This is a genomic window from Kitasatospora sp. NPDC101235 (assembly GCF_044767505.1).
Taxonomy (GTDB): domain Bacteria; phylum Actinomycetota; class Actinomycetes; order Streptomycetales; family Streptomycetaceae; genus Kitasatospora.
The window spans coordinates 21,349-42,845 of record NZ_JBIWNZ010000045.1; the positions used below are offsets into that span (position 1 = coordinate 21,349).

Sequence of the window (21,497 nt, forward strand, 5' to 3'; positions counted from 1 at the left end):
CCCTGAGGATGTGCTGGAGGCCGTCCCCTCGGGGTGGCGGCCTGCCCGCCGACGTCGTGTTCGAGGGTGAGCAGCTCGGGCGATGGGTGAAAGCGCAGCGGGCCGGCTGGCCCGGCCTGGAGGAAGACCAGCGGGACCTGCTCGCCGCGATCGGCATCGAGGAGGACCAGGGGCTGGTGGCCGCGAAGGCTGCCGCTGAGGCGAAGCCGAAGGTGTCGCGCGCTGGCCGGTTCGGTGCCGGCCTGGCGGCGCTGACGGCCTTCGTCGAGCGGGAGGGGCACGTCCGGGTGCCGCGCACCCACAAGGAGGGCGGGGTGTCCCTCGGGTCCTGGCTGAACAACCAGAAGGCGAGGCGGGACAAGCTCACCACCGAGCAGCTCGGGCAGCTGGAGGCCCTGGGCGTGGCCTGGTAGGACCGCCCTGGCCGAGGTCGGTGCCTGAGAAGCGCTGGCGGCCGTCACCCCGTGAGGTGACGGCCGCCAGGTTCCGCTCGGGCTGGTCGGGTCAGCTCCGTCTACCCTTTCGACGTCTCGGGCCGTGCGTGGCCGTCTGCGTCCTTGCTGTCAGGCCGCTGTGGCCGGAATGCCTCCAGCGTGTGCAGGTCGCCGGAGCTGTTGTCACCGCCGAAGGCGTAGACGCAGGTTCCCTTCAGTCTGTCCGGGCAGGGTGCCGAAGCCGCTGCCAGGTCTTGGCGGGCGGTGGGCATTGGGGGCAGCGTCGCCCAGATATTGGAAGCGGGGCTGTAGGTCTCGGTGGTGCCCAGGGTCCTGGTGAAGTCGGGAGTGCCGCCGACCGCGTACACGCAGGCGCCCTCCAGTACGTCCGGGCAGGGTGCCGCGGCTCCTGCCAGGTCGCTGCGGGCGGTGGGCATCGAGGGCAGCGTCTTCCAGGTGTTGGTGGCCGGGCTGTACGCCTGGAGCGTGTTCAGGAAGGTGACGGTTTGGCCGTTGCCGCCGGCGGCGTAGACGCAGGTCCCTTCCAGTCCCTTGACGTGCTTGGGACAGGGTGCCGCAGCCCCCGCCATGTCGACGCTGCCGGTGGGCATCGAGGGCAGTGTCGCCCACGTGTTGGTGGCCGGGCTGAACGCCTCCACGGTGCTCAGTGCGTTGCCGCCGCCGTAGGCGTACACGCACTTTCCCTTCAGCCCGTCGACGCCTTCCGGGCAGGGCGCCGTCGCCGCGGCCAGGCCGCTGCGGCCGGTGGGCAGTGAGGGCAGCGTCTTCCACGTGTTGGTGGCCGGGCTGAACGCCTCGACCGTGTTCAGGGCCCCGTTGGTGGCGTTGCGGCCGCCGAGGGCGTACACGCAGGTGCCTTTCAGCCCGTCGACGTCGTCAGGGCAGGGCGCCGTCGTGGCCGCGAGGCTGGCTCGGGCGGTCGGCATCGAGGGCAGTGTCGCCCACGTGTTGGTGGCCGGGCTGTATGCCTCGACCGTGTTCAGGAAGGTGTTGGGCGGGGCGAAGAAGCCGCCGAGTGCGTAGACGCAAGTGCCCTTCAGCCCGTCGACGTCGTCAGGGCAGGGCGCTGCGGTGCCCGCCAGCACGGTGCGAGCGGTGGGCATGGGAGGCAGCGTCAACCATGCGCCCTCGGCGTTGGCGGGCGTCGGCGCCCAGGCCAGCAGGGGCGTCAGCGTCCCTGCAAGCAGCCACCGGCGCCAGGAGCGTGGGGGCGAGATCGAGGGGCTCACCCCCTGCATGGGGGCGCACCATGGGACCGCGCGTGCCGCCGCCGTTCGCGCGACACGGTTGTACGCAGACAAGACCTTCGTGCGCGCCTTTGTCCTGAGACTCCCACCCATCCGGCACCTCATCCCTGACGTGGCTACAGAAACACTCACCTACGGGAAGTTTGAGGATCACCGCTCCAGGCTTCCAAGAGGCTGCGGTCGGCAAATGGCTGAAAATCACGTGAGTCAGACGGCCTCCTGGAGCACCCCAGCCGCTGTGGTCCCCGCGCTGCGTGACGCAGGGCTGGACCCCAGGCCCGGGGGCAAGGTCACGGCGGAGCACGTGCACTGGGCGCGGGGCTGGGGCGCGCAGCGAGCGGCGCAGGGGAATTGGGAGATCGGCATCACGGTCGACCGGGGCGAGGTTGAGCCCCTGGCCGTGCCGGCTCGGCGAGCGCGCGGGCTCGCCGAGACTCCCGGCCGGAGCCCTCGGTGCCGCCCAGTGGGCCCTTGCAGGCCCAGCAAGGCGATCAAGCCCCTTTTGCCCACGCCCAGGCTGTGAGTCGCCACTCCGTGTCCGCCTTACGAAGCGCCACCGTGAAGACCGAGCCGGTCTGGGTGACCTGCTCGCCCCACAGGTCCATTGTCATGGTCGCGGGAAGAACGACATAGGCGTGATCGCCGGTGACATCGACGTGCCGTGGCTCACCGAGGGTGATGCGGTAGCCCGAAGCCCCTACGCGCTCACTCTCGGCAAGCACGTCTCTCCACCAGTCTTCGCTGGCTGTCAGCCCTTGCCACACGTGCGGTGCCATTCCGTCAAGAATCTGCATCGGGTCAGCGCATGCCGCTGCCATCGCCTTCGCGTCACCGTGGTTGAAGGCATCGACGTACCGGACCACCGCCGCCATGGGATCGTTCAACATCACAGGCCTCCTCCTCTCGTGTGTTCGGAGCACTCCTCTCATGGAGCCCTTTTCATCCTCGCCGGAGGTCAGGACCATTGCCCGCGCCACGCGGTGGGGAACCCGCCCAGGATGACGGCCCGGTCGGCTACACCTGCGGTGTCTGCGGCTTCCCCTTGCAGGTCCGGCGCGGAAAGCGGCGCTTGGCGTGGGCGGCACACGCGGGCCCGGATGCCGCTTGTCCGCTCGAGTCGGGTCTGTCAGGCCTGTTGTGGCGCAGCGTATTCCCGGCTCCGCTTCTGCGGTCAGCGGCTGCGGCGTACGAGGACCTTGAGCACTTCCCGGGTGTCGTGGCGGCGGGCGTCGCTGTGGGCGAGGACCGCGGTGATGGCAGCGGTGGAGACGGCGAGGGCATGCCAGGTGGCGCTTGCTGCGGTGATGAGGGCGGCGTGTTGAAGGACGGCGGGCATCTGGGCTCCGTGGTGTCGTGGCTGGGTGGGGCCGGAATCGGTCCGGCGTCAGTCCGGTGCCAGGGTCCGGGCTCCGGACCGTCGTGGTCGATGGTCCGGGGCCGGGTGGGTCAGCGGTGGCCGGCGAGTTCTTCGAGGCGGTTGGCCAGGCTCGGTCCGGGTCGGCGGGCGATGCCGTCGATGTGGGCGGCTCCCGCTTCGTCGGCGTAGACGACCAGGCGGTCGACCTCGTCGGCGAGCGAGGCGGCGGGGGCGGGGTTCTCGGTGGTGTGCCAGGGGCCCATCACGGTGGGCAGGGCCTGGTAGTAGCCGGGCATCGTCGGCAGGCCGGCCGCCACGGCGGCGTCTTGGCCGTTGGCGGAGTTGCAGGACTGGGTCAGCCACCACTGGGCCTCGTCGAGTTCGCCGCCGCCGAGGTGCTGGAGGTAGAGGGCGAAGGCGGCGCGCTGGTCGCCCGCGCCGGCGGCGATCCTCCACCAGAAGGCGGCGCTGACGGAGTGTCCGGCCAGGTGGAGCAGGCATCCGAAGATCCGTGCGCCCTCGATCTCGATGTCCGCGTCGCTCTGCTGTCGAAGACGACGACAGTGTAAGCGCGGCTCTCCTCGTGGGCGAAGCGGGAGAGCAAGGCGAGGGCCTTGGGGCCCGCCAGCGCATCACGGGCCAGGGAGTCGAGGCCGAGGCGGGCGCCGTTGTAGTCGCGCCACCACGCGGGCTCCTGGTAGCGGCCGGCCTGGTGGCGGGCGACGTCGGCCGCGATCCGGCGCAGGGCCTGGGCGAAGCCGGGACCGCCCGGGGCCTCCCCGGCCGGGACCGCCGGTGGCGACGGTCGTGGCGAGCGCGGGGCCGGCCAGGCGCAGGATCCTGCGCCAGATGCGCCCGCCCTGTTCGGGGTCACCACCGTCGCGTTCGAGGGCATCGACGTCGGCCGCGTAGTCCTCGGCGTCGACCGGGTCGTGGGGTGTTCGGTTGGGGGTGTCTCCCTTCTGTCCCAGCTGAGCGGATTTGCGGGGGCGGAGTTCATCGTGGGCGCGGCTGCGGGAACCGTCTTGCTGGTCCTCCGTGGCGAGCGCCCTGGTCAGTCGGTGAGTTGGTCTGCGTTCCTGCCGGTGACCGGCGGTCAGGGAGCAACTGGGCCACCGATCCTGGACCAGACACCGTTGGCGCCGCTGTATTCGTAGACGCCGGAGTGGTCGGGGCTGACGCCGTACAGGTGGTCGTCGGTGGTGACGAAAGCGGCTCCGGGTGCGCCGATGCGGGTCCAGATCCCGCGCCCGCGGTCGTATTGTTCAATGTCGCCAGTGGCCGCATCCGTCGCGTAGAGGGTGGTGCGGCTGGTGAAGATGCGGTCGGTGGTGCCGCGGATCTGCTTCCAGTCGCTGTTGGTACCGGTGTACTCGAAGACCCCGAAGTGGTTGACGCTCACGCCGTACAGGTGATCACCAGTGGCCGCGAAGCCGCTGCCCGGGTCGCCGATCCGCGTCCACGTCCGGCGCGCGCGGTCGTACCGTTCGATGTCGCCGGTCGCCGCGTCCGTCGCGTACAGCGTGCTGCTGCTGGTGAAGATGCGGTCGGTCGCGCCGCGGACTTGTTCCCAGGTGTCGCCGGCACCTGTGTATTCGAAGACCCCGAAGTGGTTGACGCTCACGCCGTACAGGTGGTCGCCGGTGGCCGCGAAACCGCTGCCAGGATTCCCGATCCGCGTCCAGGTCCCGCGCGCGCGGTCGTACTGCTCGATGTCACCGGTCGCCGCATCCGTCGCGTACAACGTGCTGCTGCTGGTGAAGATCTGGCCGGCGGCGCCACGGATCTTCGTCCATGCGCCGTTCTTGCCGGTGTATTCCTCGACGGCCGTGTGGTCCGGGGTGATCCGGTACAGGTGGGAGCCGGTGGCGGCGACGGTGGGAGCGCCGGGTGCGGCAGCGGGCGCGCCGGCCACCGGCGCACCTGCGGATGGGGGCGCGGTTGGGCGGGAAGTCGGTGCGGGGGCCGCTGGGCCCGATGTGGGTGGAGGGCCGGCGGCCTCGGTGGGAGGCGTCGCCGCCGTGGTGGCCGGAGGCCCGGGCGTGGGTGAAAGGTCCAGGCCGGACGGCAGGGAGAGGCCGTCCGGCGAGGCGGTCACGGCAGGGGCGGCCGTGTCCTTGCCGTGCCGGGGCTGCTGGTACCGGTTCGCAATCACCACCGCCCCGAGCAGCGCCAGCAGAGCGGCCCACTGCGCCCAGATCCGCCAGCGCCTCCGGCTACCGGGGACGCGTACCGGGGCACTGTCCGGGGCATCAGCAGGCTGGGGCGCCGATGACGCCAAGGCGGGTTCAGGGGCCGGCGATGCAGGGGTAGGAGCGTCGGCAGGTTGGGGGGCCGATGACGCCGAGGCGGGTCCACGGGCAGGCGACGCAGGGGCACCGCCGACCGGGACTGTGGGAGGGATTGAGCCGGGAGCCTTGGACTCGGCGGCGGATTCGAGAGTGGACTCAGCCGAGGGCTCAGGGGTGGACTCAGCCGCGGATCCCGACGCGGGCCCAAGGCCGGGGTCCGCCGGCCCGGCCTTGTCAGGCTCCGCACGGCCGACGGCTACCGTCCCGACGTCCGTTCCGGCGGTGTCCCCGGACCCGTCGCCCTGAGCGGCCGACACATCGTCGGTCGATTGTTCGCGGGCCGGCGCGGGCACATCCTCGCTGGTCGGGGAATTGTCCGCAGGTCGTTCGCCGACGGGCGCGGGCCGTTCGCCGCCACGAGACGGACGCGGGGACGCCGCGGCCAAGAGTTCGGCCTGGGCCCGCCGCGCGGCCAAATAGAGCCGGCGGGCCTCCTGGAGCTTGGCCACGCGCGTGGAGCCGTGAGGGAAGCGGTCCTCGGTCACCTTCTCGAGTCGTTCCCACGGAATGATCTTGATGCCGGAGCGGTACTCGCTCCACACGCTCCTCACTCTCCCGTACCGGGCGTGCAGCTCGCCGCCCGTGCGGCCGTCGGTCAGCTCCTGCACGAACCACGCGAGCGCGTTGGCCTGCTCCGTGCGCCCCTTCAGCGGCCCCTGTGCCCGCCCTGCTCTGCCCATGAATTCCCCCTCGATGATGACCGTCTCGTTCGCCGACGTTCGCGGACGTTCGCCGAAGTTCGCGATGTTCGCGTCACTTTGAGCCCGCTGACCTGCGGCGACAGCCAAAGCACAGCGTTCTACCCTGACGGTCAATCACATCAGGTTCCAGTGTGGTGATCCACCGCTTCCGACAACCCGGCAGCGGCCCGTCCACCACCCGAAGGGACCGCCATGCACCATGCCCTGTCGCGTCGCCCGAAACGCCTGGCCGCGCTCGCCGGCCTCGCCCTCGTCGTCGGCGCCGCCGTCCTGCCCGCCCATGCCGACACCGCCACGCACGACACCACCGACGTCCTGCCCCTCTCCACTGGTGCCATCGGCCACGGCGCGGCCCCGGGCGGGCAGGTCACCCGCGAACAGATCATGGACCGCGCCGAGGACTGGGTAGCCAAGCAGGTGCCGTACACCCACCAGGGAGTCAACGGCCCGAAGTTCGACTTCTGGCAGGACGATCCCACCGGCGGCCCCTACCGGCAGGACTGCTCCGGTTTCATCTCCATGGCCTGGCAGCTCGACAAGAGCCGGACCACCGACAACCTGCCGGATGTCGCCGAGAAGACCACCTGGGACCAACTGCAGCCCGGAGACGTACTGAACACGACCAGCGGCGGACACGCCATCCTGTTCGCCGGCTGGACCGACAAGGCCAAGGGCATCTTCCGCTACTTCGCGCAGAGCCGGCGCGGAGTGCCGACGATGGCTGCCTCCGCCAACCGGAACGACCGGAAGATCGCCGGCCACGACGCGTCCGGCTACCAGCCGCTGCGGTACCGCAAAATCGCCGAAACCCCGCCCCCAGCGGCGCTCGCGCCACCGCCCCCCGCACCCGCTCCGGCTCCGGCTCCGGCACCGGCACCGGCACCGGCACCGGCACAGGAGCCTCCCACACCGCCGGCACCCGCCGCACCGACCGCCCCGGCACCGGCCACGCCCTCCCCGGCGTCGACCCCGGCACCGCCTCCGGCCGCGCCCGCGCCCGCGCCCGCAGACTCCGGCACCAGCGTCGCCGCAACCGGCAGCCGCCTCTACCGGATCACCCCGGACCACGCGGCCGTCGAGGAGTACACCGGCACGAACGGCGCGTGGACGAAGATCCGCGGCGCCACCAGCCGCATCTACACCAGCCGCAGCACCCTCTACGCCATCGACAACGGCAAGGGCGACATCTGGCAGTACGACCCCGCCCACAAGAACACCGGCGGCGAGCTCCACACCGCCGGCATCGACGGCCCCTGGATCCGTATCGGCGGCCCCGGCGCCCAGTTCGCCGCCACCGCCGACCGCCTCTACGGCGTCAGCCCCGACCACTCCGGCATCTACGAGTACACCGGCACACCCGGCATCTGGAACCGGGTCCGCCTCGCGGGCACCGACCGGATCCTCACCAGCACCGGCACCCTCTACGCCGTCGACACCGCCCCCACCGCCGCCGGCGGCGGCATCCACCAGTACGACGCCGCGAGCGGCCGCTGGACGGACATCGGCGGCCCCGGCGCGGACTTCGCCGCCACCGACAAGCACCTGTTCAGCGTCAGCCCCGACCACACCGCCGTCTACGAGTACACCGGCACACCCGGCGTGTGGGACCGCGTCCGCAGCACGGGCACCGACCGGATCTACACCAGCCGCAGCACCCTCTACGCCACCGACACGGTCACCGCCGGCACCCGCGGCGACATCTGGCAGTACGACCGCGAACGCCGCACCTGGACCCGCATCGGCGGCCCCGGCGCGAACTTCCTCGCCACCGACAAGCACCTGTACGGCGTCAGCCCCGACCACTCCGGCATCTACGAGTACACCGGCACCCCCGGCACCTGGACCAAGGTCAGCGGCCCCGTCGCCACCTGATCCGGAACGAACGCAGGAGCCCCGGCCCAAAGGCGTCCCGCCCCGGCCACCCGCCACCACACCCGGCCACCCGAAAAGCACACCCGGCCGACCGGCCGCCAACCCTTGCCCCTGCACTGCCCCGCACGACCAAACACCTACCCGTTCCAGGAGGAACCCCGTGAAGCTCCGGCTCCCCGCCCGTCCCCGACGCGGCCGCCCGGCCGCCGAGCACTCCCCGCAACCCTCGCCCGCACCGCTGACCCGGATCATCCGGCTGCTGTGCCTGGTGGTCGCCGGCGTCCTCGCCCTCGGCGTGTCCGCCAACGCCGTCACCGGCAAGCGCCGCACCGCCCAGCCCTCCCCGGCCCAGACGCTCGCGCTGGGCGACCTCGTCGCGACCAAGAACAGCGCCTACGCCCTGACGAAGGACCGCTCCGCCATCTACCGGTGGGCCGGCAACCAGGACCGCTGGATCAAGGTCGGCAACAAGGCCGCGAACATCTACGCGAGCGAGGACACCGTCTACGCCACCGACCCCGACACCGGCGACATCCACCGGTACGACTCCGACACCGAGTCGTGGCCCCGCATCGGCGGGCCCGGCGCCGACTTCGCCGCCACCAACAAGCACCTCTACGGCATCAGCCCCGACCACACCGCCGTCTACGAGTACACCGGCCAAGGCGACACGTGGACGAAGGTCGGCGGTCCGGCCGACCGGCTCTACACCTACACCGGCAAGACACCCGCCATGAAACGGGACCCGCTGATCACCAAGGCGCCCACCACGAAGCCGAACCCGCTGCTCGCCACGGACTACCCCACCGACAGCCCCCTGTACATCACCCAGCCCAGCTCCGGCGACATCTACCGGTACGACGGCCGCGCCACGGCGTGGACCCGTCTGGGCGGCCCCGGCACCGAGTTCGCCGTCACCGACAACAACCTCTACCGCCTCGCGACCGACCACTCCAGTGTGTCCGAGTACACCGGCCCGGGCGACAAGTGGAAGCCCGTCCGCACCACCCGCACCGGCCACATCTACGCCGCCAACACCCTCTTCGCCACCGACGATTCAACCGGTGACATCTTCAAGTACAACGGGCACCCGAACAAGTGGAACCGCATCGGCAACCCCGGAGCCGCGTTCGCCACGTCCGGCGACCACCTCTACGGCATCACCCCCGACGGCTCCGCCCTCAACGAATACACCGGCAAGAACGACGTCTGGACCAACCGCGGGGCTCCGGTCACCCCGGCCAGCCGAGAGGAGCGCATCGCACGCCTCGAACAGCTGACCCAGCCCGGGCAAGCCGCGACCGACGCCTGGTACGAGGCGCTCGGCGCCCACCGCACCCACCAGCCCGACCGCTACGAGTTCAACTGGGACACCAACGTCTGCAACTCCCCCGCACCGGACAAGATCCCCGGCTACGACTTCAGCCTCGCCTGCATCCGCCACGACTTCGGGTACCACAACTACAAGGACCTGTTCGGGGACAACGGTTTCCGCTACAGCCTGACCGGCCCGTCCCCCAAGGAACGCGTCGACGACATCTTCCGCCAGGACCTGTACAACATCTGCGACGCGCCGGGCTTCATGCCAGAGCACACCGCCTCCGAGCGCGAGGCGTGCCGTTTCACTGCCGACAAATACGTCAAGGCGGTCATCGCCTTCGGCTGACCCGCCAACCACCCGGACGACCCGCGCCGACCACCCGGAACACCGGGTGGTCGGCGCATTCTTGCCAGGACTGACCCACCATGTACGCTCCGGCCCCGCCGGACACGAGATCCTCGACGAAACGGCGCCCGCTCACACCACGCAGGCAAAACCGGAAGATGCCGAGGTCACCACCAGACCGATCCGACCCCGGCGTCCTGGCCGTCGCCCCGGGCGCGGCCGGCGGCACCGGAGCCGGCCTCCAGCGTGGGTCTGGTGCGGAAGCGTGTGTTGGATGTAGGTCGCGCCATGCCCGGCGCTCAGGTTCGGGTCACGGCCGTAGACCTCGTCGCCGGTGACCCATGCGGCGGGGGCTCCGATGTCCAGGGCCTGGCCTATGCTCGCAGCATGGTGACGCGCTGGGGAGAGCACGTGCGCCGGAGGCCGGCGCTCGGGGCGGTGGAGCTCGCGTTGGGGTGGCAGAGCGTGGTGGTACTGGTGGCGAAGGTACTGCCTCCGCTGGCGCCTCACTGGTTCCCGCAGTTGGGTGCGACGGTGGTCAACCTGGTGGCCGCTGTGGCGGTGTTGGTGCTGCTGCGGGCCTGGGGGCTGGTGCGGGTCGCGGGGGTGGCGACGTGGGGCAGGCTCGCCCGCTGGCCGGTGCTGCTACCGGTCGCGGTGGTGGCCGGCCTCGCGGCGCTGCCCGGTCTCGCAGGTGGCGCGCCGACGCTGATCGGCGGGGCGGCGCTCACGCTTAGCATCGGCCTCAGCGAGGAGCTCGGCTATCGCGCGCTGATCCTGCAGGTCGCACAATCGCTGGGTGTGGTGCGCGCGGTGGTGCTGAGCGCAGTGCTGTTCGGGGCGGGCCACGTAGACAACTTCCTGTTCTTCGGGGCGTCCTGGGACAACACGCAGTGGCAGATGCTGTCGGCGGGTCTATTCGGGTTCTGCCTCGGCGCGGCACGCCTCGCCATCGGGAGCGTCTGGCCACTGGTCCTGGTACACGCCCTAGCGGATTACCTGGAGATCTACTCGCCCGGCCGAACCCCGGACTGGCTGCAGGGACTTGACATGGCAGTCAGCCTCGCACTGGGCCTCGCGCTGCTGCACCGACGCTTGCGGCGTGTGCCGACGCCGGGGCGAGCCGGCAGTGTTCCGTCTCAGCTGTAGATCTCGATCTTGCCGGGCGGGGCTGGTCCGCAGACGGAGACGGCCACCGTTGATCATCGTGAGTTGTGTCGACAAACGAAGATCAGCCGGTGGCCGTGGGCCACAGCGTAGACCCTGCCCAGTGGCAATCAGTATTCGAGGGCCTGATGGCCCGGGTGGCGGGCCGGTTCGCCCGGGTGGAACCGCGTCGCCGGGCAACGGCATTCGTGCTGGGCCTGCTGGCGGACCTGCCACGGAAGAACTGCTGGACGATCGCCGAGCACGCCGGTGACGCGACTCCGGCCGGCATGCAGCACCTACTCAGCCGGGCCTCCTGGGATGCCGACCAAGTACGCGAGGAGCAGTTCGGTGATCCAGTCGGCGACGCCGGTGGGGAGGCGGAGGGTGCGTTGTTCGATTCCGTACGGGGTGCCGATGGTCACCCAGACGTCGTCCCCGGTGGCGGTGCCGGGTGCGGTCGCGTGGTCGGCGAACGCTTCGAGGGCGTCGGCGAGGTCGGTGGCGGCGGCCTCGCTGTCGTTGCCGGTGTTCACCAGCTCGCCGGGCCGCGGGGGTCGGCGGGTTCCGGGGCCTGGCGGATGGTGTGCGGGTGGTGGAGGTACCAGGCCCAGTCGTCGAAGCCTGGGCCCCCGCGGACCAGGGCGACCCAGGTGGTGGAGCCCTGGTGCAGGCGCCAGCGTTCCACCCGGCCGGGCCGCCACCGACCACCGACCACCGACCACCGACCACCGAGCCTCGCGGGCCATCCCAGACGACACGAAACCTTCAGCGGAAAACGACAGAAGCCTTCAGCCCCAACGACACACGTCTTCAGCGGCGTGACCGCATCACCCCAGCGAGCTGACCGCTGAACGGAATCTGACGTACCAGCACTGAAAACAGTCTGTCGCCTAACAGCTGGGTGAGGCGCGCGACGAGGCGGCCGTCGATCAGGGTGGCCCAGCCGTCCTCGGTCTGTTCGACCCAGGCGCGGGAGAGGCCGGCGCCGTGGTGGAGGCTACGGATGTCGTCCCGGCCGGTCCAGCGTAGCCAGATCGCGCCGTCCGTCTGCGGCAGGGCGGGGTCGGGGATGGCCCGGCCCAGGCCGCTCTGGCGGTCGGGCAGGGACCTGGACAGGTGGGGTCACGGCTGGGCGAGTGCCTCGGTGGGAGAGAGGCGGGCGGCGCGGATGGCGGGGTAGAGGCCGGCGGCGGCTCCGATGAGGAGGGTCGTGCCGAGGGCACTGGCCTGGGCCCAGGCGGGGACGGAGACGGGCCAGTGCTGGGTGGCGGCGTATCCGGTAGTGACGGCGGCGCCCAGGACGATGCCGCCGATACCGCCGAGGGCGGACAGCAACAGTGCTTCGGTGAGGAACTGGATACGGATCTGGCCTCTGGTGGCACCGAGGGATCTGCGCCAGCCGATCTCGCCGCGGCGCTCCAGAACCGAGATGATCATGGTGTTGGCGACGCCGACGCCCCCGACCAGCAGGGCGACCGCGCCGAGGCCCAGGAGCAGGGCGGTGAACGTCTGGTTGGCGACCTGTTTGGCCTTGAGGGCGTCGGAGGGCCGCGCGACGCGGACCTCGTTGGGGTGTTCTGGGTTGACGGTGCGTCCCAGCAGGGTCCGTACATCGTCGATGGCAGCGGGGGCGATCCGGATGTACAGGGTGCTCGTGCCCCCGTCGAAGCCGAGGCGCTGTTGCGCGGCGCTCCAGCCGACGAAGGCCGCCGCGTCGAGGTCGGGCGCCAGCGGGGCGGGGGCGAGGACGCCGATGACGGTGAACCACTGCCCGCCGAGCCACACCCGGGTGTCGGGGGAGGCGGCGTCGATGCCGAGGTAGCGGGCGGCGTCGGCGCCGAGGACGACGGCCTCGCCCCGCTCGGTGGCACCGTTGAACCAGACACCGTCGGCGACGGTGGCGCCGATGGCGGCGGGCAGGTCCGCCCGGGCGGCCAGCACGGTGATGCCGTTGGTGTTGGATGCGGGGACGTGGTCGGTGCGGTAGACGGACGCGGTGGTGCGGCCGGTGCCGGAGAGGTGTTCGATGTCGGGGATCCGCGCGGCCATGGGGCCGGCGGTGTCGGGCAGGGTGGCCTGCGCGCCGGAGAAGTCGGTGCCCGGGGTGACGGTGAGGACGTTGGTGCCGTAGCGGGCGAGCCGGTGCTCCAGGTCGAGGCGGCTGGAGGAGGTGACGCCGACGACGGCGACCATCGCGGCGATCCCGATAGAGATGCCGAGCGCGGACAGTGCCGCCCGCACCGGGCGGGTGCGCAGGCCGACCGCGCCGACCCGGGCGACGTCTGCGGGCCTCAGCCGGGTCCGCTTCAGGGCTGCTCGCGAGGCTGCGGCGGAGCCACCGTCCGTTCCGGCGGTGGTGATGTGACGGTCGATCATGGCCGGCTCCGGGCTGGGGCCCACGCGCCGCCGCTCGGGCCGGCGGGGGCGTGGCGGTCGTCGGTGACGCGGCCGTCGCGCATGAGGATCTGGCGGGGCAGGCCGGCGGCGAGGTCGCGGTCGTGGGTGATGACCAGGACGGTGGTCCCGGCCGCGTTCAGTTCCTTGAGCAGGGCCACCACGGCGGCGCCGGAGGCGCTGTCGAGGTTGCCGGTCGGCTCGTCGGCCAGCAGCAGCCGCGGGGAGGCGACCACCGCGCGGGCGATGGCGACCCGCTGGCGTTCGCCGCCGGAGAGCTCGTGCGGGCGGTGTGTCAGCCGGTGTCCCAGGCCCACCCGTTCCAGCGCCTGCCCGGCCCGTTCGCGGCGCCGGCGAAGCGGCACGCCCAGGTAGAGCAGGCCGTCGGCGACGTTGTCGAGCGCGGTGACGCCGTGGGCGAGGTGGAACTGCTGGAACACGAAGCCGATGGTGCGGGCCCGTAGTGCGGCGACCCGCCGGTCGGCGAGGGTGGAGATGTCGTGGCCGGCCACGAGGACGCGGCCTGCGGTCGGGCGGTCGAGGGTGCCGGCGAGGTGGAGCATGGTGGACTTGCCCGAGCCGGAGGGCCCGACGATCGCGGCGAGTTCGCCTTCGGCGACGTCCAGGGTGACGTCGTCCAGGGCCACCACCCCGCCGGGGTACTCCTTGCGGACCGCTTCGAGGGCGAGGACGGTCACTGGCCGGCCACCCCAACCCGGGTGCCCTCGGCGAGGCCGGGTCCGCTGATCTCGACCCGCCCCTGGGCGAACATGCCGACCTCGACCGGCAGCACGTGCCGGCCGCCGGGTCCGAACACCTCCAGGCCGTAGCCCTCGCCGACGGCGAGCAGCGCGACGATCGGCACGGTGAGGACGTCCTTCTTCTCCCCGCGCAGCACCGTCACCTCGACCGCGCCGTCGCCGAGCGCGGCCTGGTCGGCCGGAGTGACGGTGACCTGTGTCTTGCCGTCGCCCTTCTGCCCGGCGTCGGCGCCGTCGGCCGCGACCGCCCGGCCGACCGCCGTCATCGTGCCTTCGAGCGGCGTGCCGCCCGCGGCCTGCAGCCGGACCTTGGTGCCGACCTTCGCCAGGGACGCCTGCCGGTCCTCCAGCAGTACGGTCACCGACCGGGCGGTACCGGTCGTGGTGAGCACGGCGGTGCCCGGCGCGGCCGCGTCACCGACGTGCTGCCTCTGCTCGGCGACCCGCACCGGGGCCGCGACGTAGGCGACCCGGCCCAGGTCGAGGACGCCGCTCTCCGGCAGGCCCAGCGCCTTCTGCCACTTCTTCAGTGCGGCGGCCGTCGACTGGTCGAAGACGGTGTCGACCTTGAACCCGCCGTAGCCCAGTGCCCGCAGGTTCTCCTCGAACTGCCGCACGTCCGGACCGGTCGCCCCGTCGGCCAGTGCCCGGTACGCGGGCAGCTCTCCAAGCAGGACCATCACGGGCTGGTTGTCGATCCGGTACGCCGCGTCGCCCCGCTCCAGCACGGTGCCCGGCGCGGCAAGCGAGGTGAGGGTACCCGCCGTACGGGCCGCGAGCGGCCGGGCCGGCCCGTAGTCCGCCCGGCCCGCCAGGCGCACCTGGTCCACGAGCGTGGTGCGGGTCACCGGCGCCGTCGGTGGGGCGGGCGGCTTCGGTGCGGCCGCCGGCCCGCCCCCGTCGTGGCCGAGGGTGGCGAAGACCGCCGCCACGATGCCCACCGCACCGGCCGTCGCCAGGACGACCGTGCGCCGGCTCATTTCGCGGCCCCGTCCGCGCCCGCGGCGTCACACGCGCGGGACGCTTCGTCAAGCTTGGTGGCCTGCGGGTCGGTGGGATCCACCGGCACGCCATCCGCCTGGCCGTCCACGGACGGGTCGGGGTAGTCGATCCCCCGGGAGCGCATGCACTGCGCGAACTTCACCCGCTGCGCCAGGTCGGCGGCGCTGAGCGGCCGCGGCATCCCACCGTTGGGAAGGAACGTACGGCACTTGTCGAACGCGCCGCCGCCCGCCCCCGGGTCCGGCTCGCTGGGGCTGTTGTTCGCGTGCGGGCCGGAGGGCCTGGCGGGGCCCGGACCGCCGCCGATCTCCCCGGTCGGCGGGTCGGCCATGTCCACCCCCTGCTCGCGCATGCACTGCGCGAACTTCATGGCCTGCGCCCGGTCCCCGCCACCCGACTCGCTGCCGCCGTCCGCATCCGGCCCGGATGAGCACCCGGCGGTCCCGGTCAGCAGCAGCACCCCGACGGCGGCGATGGACCCGAGGGCCTGCAATGTCCTCTTCATGCCACCACCCTCGCTGCCGCGCGGTGGCAACCCCGTGTGGCGGTGACACACACGGATCACACACCCGGTGTGATCACAATGGGCGGATGAGTATGATCACCATCCGCGGGCGCCTCACCCTCTGGTACGCCGCAGTCTTCGTGGCCACCGGGGCGGCGGTACTCGCCGCGATGTACTACCTGGTGCGCCGGGAGTTCATCAGCGCGGGACAGGCGGTGATCGACGGCATCGGCACCCCCGTCGCGATCGAGCCCGGCAACGCCGGTCCCACCGGCCCCACCGCCCAGCCAAGCGTGATGGCGGCCACCCCGATGGCGGGCACACCGCTACCCTCCCCCTCCACACATCCGCCCGACATCGTCGAGGCCGCCACCACCCAGGCCCGCACCGACGCCCTGCGCACCATCGTCGTCGACACCGGAGCACTGTTCGCGGTCCTGACCGCCGTGTCCCTACTGCTGTGCTGGCTGGTCGCCCGCCGCGCACTGCGCCCGCTGCGACAGATCACCTCCACCGCCGCCGAGCTGTCCCACGACAGCCTGGACGCCCGCATCACCCTGCCGGGACCCCGCGACGAGATCCGTACCCTGGCCGACGCCTTCGACGCCATGCTCGACCGCCTGCAGCGGGCGTTCCGCAGCCAACGCCTGTTCGTCGCCAACGCCTCCCACGAACTGCGCACACCCCTGACCATCATCCGCACCGCCGCCGAGATGGCCCTGGACCGCGACACCCGCCCCGAGGCCCAGTACCGCCAAGCGCTGGCCACCATCGCCACCGCCGCCGCCCGCAGCGACGCGATCCTCACCAGCCTGCTCCACCTCGCCCAGACCCGGCACAGCCCGACCCGCGCCCCCGTGGACCTCGACCGGCTGGCCGCCGACGCCGCCATCGCCTGGCCGGCCAACGCCCCCAGGCTGCACACCAGCCTGCATGCCGCCCCCTGCGCCGGCGACCCGACGCAGCTGGAACTCCTCCTGCGCAACCTTCTGGAGAACGCCGCCCGCTACAACACCACCAGCGGCGACGTCTGGCTCGCCACCGGCCACGGCGAGTTGACCTGCTGGCTGCGGGTGGACAACACCGGACCCACCGTCCGGCCCGACGACGTGCCCGCGCTGCGCCAGCCCTTCCAACGCGGCGCCACCCGCACCGGCACCACCGGCGCCGGCATGGGCCTGGCCATCGTCGACGCCATCGCCGACGCCCACGGTGCCCGGCTGACCGCCGCCGCGCGCCCCGGCGGCGGCCTGACAGTCACCCTCACCCTTCCCGTCAGGTGAACACCGTGCTCCGAGTCCTGGTCGTCGAAGACGACACCGTCCTGGCCGGCCTCATCGTCGACGGCCTGCGCGAACACGGCATGGTCGTCGACGTGGTCCACGACGGCGCCGCCGCCGTCAGCCGCACCCTCGACCTCGCCCCCGACGTCCTGGTCCTCGACCGCGACCTCCCGGTCCTACACGGCGACGACGTGACCCGGGCCCTGATCCGCGAAGGCTCCCCAGCCCGCATCCTCATGCTCACCGCCGCCGCCACCCTGGACCACCGCGTCGAGGGCCTCCAGCTGGGCGCCGACGACTACCTCGCCAAGCCCTTTGCCTTCCGCGAGCTCGTCGCCCGCGTCACCGCGCTCGGCCGCCGGGCCCCCGACCGGCGGCCCGCCGTCCTGACCCGCGGCGACCTGCACCTCGACATCGGCCGCCACGAGGTCCGCCGCGCGGGCCGCCACGTCACCCTCACCCGCAAGGAGTTCGGTGTGCTGACCGAACTGCTGCGCGCCGACGGCGAACTCGTCAGCGCCGAACACCTCCTCAACCGCGTCTGGGACGAGAACGCCGACCCCTTCACCACGGCCGTCCGCACCACCGTCAAGACACTGCGCCACAAGCTCGGAGCCCCCGACCCGATCACCACCATCGTCGGCCGCGGCTACCGCCTGACGTGAGGCCCGAAGGGACTCCGCCCAGGCGACCAGGACCGTTCCACTCCCCGCGCCTGCGGTGATGGGGTCTATCACGACGGAATTTCCGGCACCCCGAAAACCGCCTCTGAACTGCGGAAACGCTCGGCGGCGGGCGAAGGCGACGGGGTACCTACGGTGGTAGCTGCGGTGGTAGCTGCGCTGCTGCCCTCGGTGGTACCTGCGGTGGTGCCTACGTGCAGTTGGCGCGGTGCCGGGAGCGGCCGGTCGGGGCGGCCCCGGTCGGCGCGGACGGCTTCGCCGGACGCGCAGAAGAACCACCGGTGGCTTTAATCATGAGTTGTGGTTCTGGCTCACTTTCCGTTTGAGCCAGAACCCGAGTTTCGACGTCACCGCGGTACTTGCCAGGGCAGCATCGGACCGTATACCCGTGCTGACTGCTGGCGTCGCCCGAGCGGTGGTGACGATCAGGCGAGTACGGTCAGGCCGAGGGCGCTGCAGATCTGAGCGGCTTGGCTGGGGGAGATGATCGCGCCGCGAAAGTGGGCGGCCGTGGCGATGGTGAGGTCGCCGAGGTCGGCGCCGCGCAGGTCCGCTCCGGTGAAGTCGGCGGCGCGGAGGTTGGCTTCGGCGAGCCGGCAGTCGTCGAGGAGGCAGTCGCGGAAGTCGACTCCGCCGAGGTCGGCTTCGGTGAAGCGGATGCCGACGAGGTGGGCGCCGCGCAGGCTGACGCCGTTGAGGTTGGCGACGGCCAGGTTGCAGCGGGTCAGGCGCAGGCCCAGTCCGCGGTGGCGGGTGAGGCGGGCTCCGATCATGCGGCAGCCGGTGAAGGCGGCGTCGGCGAGCAGGGCGCCGCTCCACTTGGTGTTGGCCAGGTCGGTGCCGTCGCAGGTGAGGTCGTCGCAGTCGGCGTCGGTGAAGTTGGCGTCGGCGGCGCTTCCGCCCTGCCAGCGGGCATGGTCGAGCACGGCGCCGGTGAAGTCGGCCTTCACGGCGGTGCAGTCGGTGAAGACGGCGTCCGCGAGGTGGGTGCCGCGCAGGTTGGCTTCGGTGAAGACGCAGCGCGTGAAGGTGCGGCGCTGCGGGGCGCCGCGCAGGGCTGGGCGCAGGGCTGGGCGCAGGTCCAGGCCGGTGAAGTCGAGGCCGGTCAGCTCGGTTTCGGTGGCGAGCAACGTCAGCGGGTCATCGGTCGGGCCGGTCGGGGCGGTGGTGTGGTCGGGGAACGGCAGTGGCGTGTCGGTCATGGAGGAGTTCTCGTTTCGGGGGTCGGTGCGTGCCGGGGTGCGGTCAGCGGGCGGGGGCGGGCTCGGCGGCGGGGGCGGAGAGGTCGGCTGTGGCGCCGCGGCGGGGGGTGCGGCGGGCCTTGAGGGTGTCGTACGCGAGGGTCAGGGCGAGGCCGGTGAGGGCCCACAGGGTGAGGGCCAGCCAGTAGCGGCCGATGCTGTCGCTGCCGAAGTAGGTGATCTGGCGCAGGCTGCCGTAGGTGGAGGTCATGGGGAGCAGGTCGTGCAGGGTGCGGATGGGAGCGGGCATGGTCTCGATGGGCAGGGCGGCTCCGGAGGCAGGCATGGCGAGGAACATGAAGATGGCGACGGCGGGCAGCGCGGTCATGCGCCCGCACAGGCGGGACAGGAACACGGTGGCCGCGCCGACGGCCATCACGGTGAGCCAGCCGGTGACGAGGATGGCGGCGGCGGAACCGTGTACGGCGCCCAGGATCGGGCCGGTGATCAGCCAGACGGTGGACGCGGCGACCGCGCCGAAGGCGGCGAGCGATGCCGTCGTGCGCCGCCAGATGAGTGCGGTGCCGAACGCGGTCGAGAGCATGACCGCTGACAGGTAGCCCGCGAGGGTCAGACCGATCGCGGCGTACATGGTGCTGGTGCCGCTGGTGTCGTGGCCGCTGAGCGGGACCAGGTCGCGGACCTGGAGGAACTGGTGCTGCTGGACGGCGACGGCTTCGAACGGCGCGGCGGCCAGGCTGACCTGGGCGGCGCCGGCGGCCGAAGCGACGTAGAGCACGGGCCCGCTGGGCGAGGGGGGCGTGCTCGGCGTGCCCGCGGCACGGTCATCGCTCGTCGGGGCCGGCAGGTAGGCGGCGGCCACGGCCCGGTGGGCCACCAGGTGCCGGGCCTGTTCGGCGGTGGTGACGGTGCTGACGTCGTACGCGTCGCCTGCCGCCTCGCGCAGGGAAGCGGCCGTCGCAGAGGTGACAGAGGCCGGTCCGGCGACCGCGATCTTCAGGTGGTGCGGAGCCGGAGCGTGCATGGCGGCGGTGTAGATGCCGACCAGCAGGACGACCATCGCGAACGGGAACACCAGTACTCAGACCGTCGGACGGGCCACGTCTCCTCCTCGGAGTGTCTTGGCGGTACGGGGTGCGCAACCCCGAGAAACGCATCTCCAAAGATACATCTTTCGAGATGCATCCTGGGAGATGTATTCTTGGGGGACGTTCCCGAAGGAGGCATGCGTTGGTAGCGCCGACCCATCCGATGAGCCTTGCCGACATGCATCAGCTCGGCAGGCGGCTCTCAGCCGCCGCCGTCTCGGCTATGAAGGACGCCTCGGAACTGGGGCCCACCGAACTGCTGGTACTGGAATGCCTCTACACCACCGGACCGCAGCCGGTGGGAAGCATCGCCCAGCACACGGGCTTCGCCCAGAGCCGGGTATCCACCGTGGTGTCGTCCCTTCGCAGGCGGGGCCTGGTCGAGCTGGAGACCGACCCCGCCGACCGCCGCCGGACCGTCACCCGCATCGCCGATCACGCCCGCGCCAAGGCGGCACACGCCCGGAGCCGAGACGCCGAACCGACGCTCCGCCAGATCCTTCCCGGCATGCCCGACGCCGACGTCGACGCGGTACTCACCGCACTGCAAATACTCAACAGCACCCTGGCCGACACGTCGCCCACCCCCGCCGGCCCCGCACTCGCAGAGCCACGGCGAAGCGACGGGTAGCCCTCCGCAATCGTTCGGGCTCGTGGCGCGACCCGTGTGCCCCGGCCGCGCCACTGCACCACCAGTCCGGACGGAAGCGCGACCCCGTCCCGGAGATCACCCGGAAGCTGGAGATCAAAACCGGGAAGAACACAGGGAAGCACCCGTCGGTGGCCTCGGTGTACCGGGCGCTCGCCGACGCCGACGAAGCCGCTCAGGAGCCGGTCGCTGAAGCCGACGGCGCCGGGCCCCGGGAGTCTGACGACCGATGATCAAAAGCGCGGTCCGTTTCTGCCGTACTCCGGTGACACCCCACCGCGGTGACGTCATTTCTCGGGTTCTGGCTCACTTTCCGTGGAGTAATTACGGAGAGTCAGATCTTGGGAGCCAGACGATGGCGGTTTGGATGAGCGCGAAGCCTCGGTGAGGTGAGTTCCAGGGCCCGGTTGTCGAGTCCGGCGCTCATGTGGTTGAGCCAGCGTTCGTACCAGTCGAGGAAGTCGGTAGCGGAAGAGACGTTTGGGCCCCAGTAGCCGTCGCTGTTACCAATGAGGACGCGGCCAGTGAGGGGGCCGGTCACCGCGATGACGCATACGTCGGTGCAGCCCATCTCGATGATGTGGAGGAACAGGTCGCGCCCGTGGGCCCTGGGGTCTCTGCCGTCGAAGCCGCGGGGTTTCCCTGGTTCTCCGCGGGGATTCATGACCAGCAGGGAACACTGCTCCAGCGGCATGAGGCCGTAGAAGGGTGCCGCGCCTGAGCCGCCGATATGCGTGAGGAACTGTCGATAGGCGTCGGGCAGGGCGATGTCGTGCTCGGCCTCGAACGCAGCGACGCGTGCTTCCGTCAGCTTCGGATCGAGGCAGAACTTGTGCTGTTCTTCCCCGAAAGAGTGGCTGCGGAGTGGTTGGAACGGGATCGCGGCCAGCTTGCGACGCAGGCGGGGTATGCGGGGATCCATCGTGCTCTTCTCTCGTCCCCGTCACCCTATGGGTGGCTGTGGTCAGCTGGCCAGAAGAACCCTCTTCCGCAGCAGAGCGAAGCCGGCCCGTCCGAACATCTGGCGCTTGAGCATCTTAAAAGTTACGTGGAATCTGCCGGGGTGATCATGTCTCTCCGGTGCAACCACGGACTTGGGAGATGTGTTGAGCGGCACGACGGTGCTGGTGGA

The 21,497-nt window shown here is 71.5% G+C and carries 22 protein-coding genes and 1 pseudogene; 9 read left to right on the plus strand and 14 right to left on the minus strand.

Annotated features, from left to right (window positions below; all coding sequences use genetic code 11):
- Positions 1-8: 8 nt before the first annotated feature.
- Positions 9-413 (plus strand): helicase associated domain-containing protein, encoded by a 405-nt coding sequence (locus ACIRRH_RS40270; RefSeq protein WP_403077884.1) that lies wholly within the window; start codon positions 9-11, stop codon positions 411-413.
- 101 nt (positions 414-514) lie between these two features.
- Here the strand turns inward: ACIRRH_RS40270 and ACIRRH_RS40275 are convergent, their stop codons facing one another.
- The 4 genes from ACIRRH_RS40275 to ACIRRH_RS40290 all read right to left on the minus strand — a co-directional run bounded on the left by ACIRRH_RS40275 (position 515) and on the right by ACIRRH_RS40290 (position 3,376).
- On the minus strand, positions 515-1,558 hold the full coding sequence (locus ACIRRH_RS40275; protein WP_403077887.1) for a Kelch repeat-containing protein: 1,044 nt from the start codon (positions 1,556-1,558) through the stop codon (positions 515-517).
- A 635-nt stretch (positions 1,559-2,193) separates the two neighbouring features.
- Positions 2,194-2,589: a nuclear transport factor 2 family protein gene (locus ACIRRH_RS40280; RefSeq protein ID WP_403077889.1), complete on the minus strand. Its 396-nt coding sequence runs from the start codon at positions 2,587-2,589 to the stop codon at positions 2,194-2,196.
- 284 nt (positions 2,590-2,873) lie between these two features.
- The gene (locus ACIRRH_RS40285) at positions 2,874-3,038 is read right to left on the minus strand and encodes a hypothetical protein (RefSeq protein WP_403077891.1); all 165 of its coding nucleotides are present in this window, start codon (positions 3,036-3,038) and stop codon (positions 2,874-2,876) included.
- A 110-nt stretch (positions 3,039-3,148) separates the two neighbouring features.
- Positions 3,149-3,376, minus strand: coding sequence for a hypothetical protein (locus tag ACIRRH_RS40290; RefSeq protein WP_403077894.1), 228 nt, complete (start codon positions 3,374-3,376; stop codon positions 3,149-3,151).
- A 9-nt stretch (positions 3,377-3,385) separates the two neighbouring features.
- Between ACIRRH_RS40290 and ACIRRH_RS40295 the strand changes: the two genes are divergently transcribed.
- The gene (locus tag ACIRRH_RS40295) at positions 3,386-3,628 is read left to right on the plus strand and encodes a hypothetical protein (protein WP_403077896.1); all 243 of its coding nucleotides are present in this window, start codon (positions 3,386-3,388) and stop codon (positions 3,626-3,628) included.
- Positions 3,629-4,155: 527 nt separating this feature from the next.
- Here the strand turns inward: ACIRRH_RS40295 and ACIRRH_RS40300 are convergent.
- A complete protein-coding gene (locus tag ACIRRH_RS40300) occupies positions 4,156-6,225 on the minus strand; it encodes a hypothetical protein (protein ID WP_403077898.1) in 2,070 nt (689 codons plus the stop codon).
- Positions 6,226-6,303: 78 nt separating this feature from the next.
- Here ACIRRH_RS40300 and ACIRRH_RS40305 point away from each other — a divergent pair, with 78 nt between their 5' ends.
- From ACIRRH_RS40305 to ACIRRH_RS40320, 4 genes and pseudogenes are all read left to right on the plus strand, one after another.
- Entirely contained in the window at positions 6,304-7,983 is a 1,680-nt protein-coding gene (locus ACIRRH_RS40305; RefSeq protein ID WP_403077900.1) for a hypothetical protein, read from the plus strand.
- Positions 7,984-8,143: 160 nt separating this feature from the next.
- Positions 8,144-9,649, plus strand: coding sequence for a phospholipase A2 (locus ACIRRH_RS40310; protein ID WP_403077902.1), 1,506 nt, complete (start codon positions 8,144-8,146; stop codon positions 9,647-9,649).
- A gap of 387 nt (positions 9,650-10,036) precedes the next feature.
- On the plus strand, positions 10,037-10,798 hold the full coding sequence (locus ACIRRH_RS40315) for a lysostaphin resistance A-like protein (RefSeq protein ID WP_403077904.1): 762 nt from the start codon (positions 10,037-10,039) through the stop codon (positions 10,796-10,798).
- A gap of 146 nt (positions 10,799-10,944) precedes the next feature.
- A pseudogene (locus ACIRRH_RS40320) lies at positions 10,945-11,158 on the plus strand (transposase); the annotation flags it as partial.
- On the opposite strand, the gene ACIRRH_RS40325 reads toward ACIRRH_RS40320, so the two are convergent.
- From ACIRRH_RS40325 to ACIRRH_RS40350, 6 genes are all read right to left on the minus strand, one after another.
- On the minus strand, positions 11,095-11,331 hold the full coding sequence (locus ACIRRH_RS40325) for a hypothetical protein (RefSeq protein ID WP_403077928.1): 237 nt from the start codon (positions 11,329-11,331) through the stop codon (positions 11,095-11,097). The pseudogene ACIRRH_RS40320 and the gene ACIRRH_RS40325 overlap by 64 nt on opposite strands.
- On the minus strand, positions 11,328-11,483 hold the full coding sequence (locus ACIRRH_RS40330; protein ID WP_403077929.1) for a hypothetical protein: 156 nt from the start codon (positions 11,481-11,483) through the stop codon (positions 11,328-11,330). The genes ACIRRH_RS40325 and ACIRRH_RS40330 overlap by 4 nt, the downstream gene beginning before the upstream one ends.
- Positions 11,484-11,920: 437 nt before the next feature.
- Positions 11,921-13,174, minus strand: a complete 1,254-nt coding sequence (locus ACIRRH_RS40335; RefSeq protein WP_403077906.1) for an ABC transporter permease — start codon at positions 13,172-13,174, stop codon at positions 11,921-11,923.
- Complete coding sequence (locus tag ACIRRH_RS40340; RefSeq protein WP_403077908.1) at positions 13,171-13,890, minus strand: ABC transporter ATP-binding protein; 720 nt, start codon at positions 13,888-13,890, stop codon at positions 13,171-13,173. Before ACIRRH_RS40340 ends, ACIRRH_RS40335 begins: the two co-directional genes overlap by 4 nt.
- A complete protein-coding gene (locus ACIRRH_RS40345; protein ID WP_403077910.1) occupies positions 13,887-14,933 on the minus strand; it encodes a peptidoglycan-binding protein in 1,047 nt (348 codons plus the stop codon). The genes ACIRRH_RS40340 and ACIRRH_RS40345 overlap by 4 nt, the downstream gene beginning before the upstream one ends.
- Positions 14,930-15,460, minus strand: coding sequence for a hypothetical protein (locus tag ACIRRH_RS40350; protein WP_403077911.1), 531 nt, complete (start codon positions 15,458-15,460; stop codon positions 14,930-14,932). The genes ACIRRH_RS40345 and ACIRRH_RS40350 overlap by 4 nt, the downstream gene beginning before the upstream one ends.
- Positions 15,461-15,546: 86 nt before the next feature.
- Here ACIRRH_RS40350 and ACIRRH_RS40355 point away from each other — a divergent pair, with 86 nt between their 5' ends.
- On the plus strand, positions 15,547-16,743 hold the full coding sequence (locus tag ACIRRH_RS40355; RefSeq protein ID WP_403077914.1) for an ATP-binding protein: 1,197 nt from the start codon (positions 15,547-15,549) through the stop codon (positions 16,741-16,743).
- A gap of 5 nt (positions 16,744-16,748) precedes the next feature.
- Entirely contained in the window at positions 16,749-17,408 is a 660-nt protein-coding gene (locus ACIRRH_RS40360) for a response regulator transcription factor (protein WP_403077916.1), read from the plus strand.
- A gap of 443 nt (positions 17,409-17,851) precedes the next feature.
- Here ACIRRH_RS40360 and ACIRRH_RS40365 read toward each other — a convergent pair whose 3' ends face one another.
- Positions 17,852-18,628, minus strand: a complete 777-nt coding sequence (locus ACIRRH_RS40365) for a pentapeptide repeat-containing protein (RefSeq protein ID WP_403077919.1) — start codon at positions 18,626-18,628, stop codon at positions 17,852-17,854.
- Positions 18,629-18,671: 43 nt separating this feature from the next.
- Positions 18,672-19,703 (minus strand): ABC transporter permease, encoded by a 1,032-nt coding sequence (locus ACIRRH_RS40370; protein WP_403077922.1) that lies wholly within the window; start codon positions 19,701-19,703, stop codon positions 18,672-18,674.
- Positions 19,704-19,858: 155 nt separating this feature from the next.
- On the opposite strand from ACIRRH_RS40370, the gene ACIRRH_RS40375 reads away from it, so the two are divergent.
- Entirely contained in the window at positions 19,859-20,347 is a 489-nt protein-coding gene (locus tag ACIRRH_RS40375; protein WP_403077924.1) for a MarR family winged helix-turn-helix transcriptional regulator, read from the plus strand.
- A 352-nt stretch (positions 20,348-20,699) separates the two neighbouring features.
- Here the strand turns inward: ACIRRH_RS40375 and ACIRRH_RS40380 are convergent, their stop codons facing one another.
- Positions 20,700-21,287, minus strand: a complete 588-nt coding sequence (locus ACIRRH_RS40380; RefSeq protein ID WP_403077926.1) for an SMI1/KNR4 family protein — start codon at positions 21,285-21,287, stop codon at positions 20,700-20,702.
- Positions 21,288-21,497: the final 210 nt, after the last annotated feature.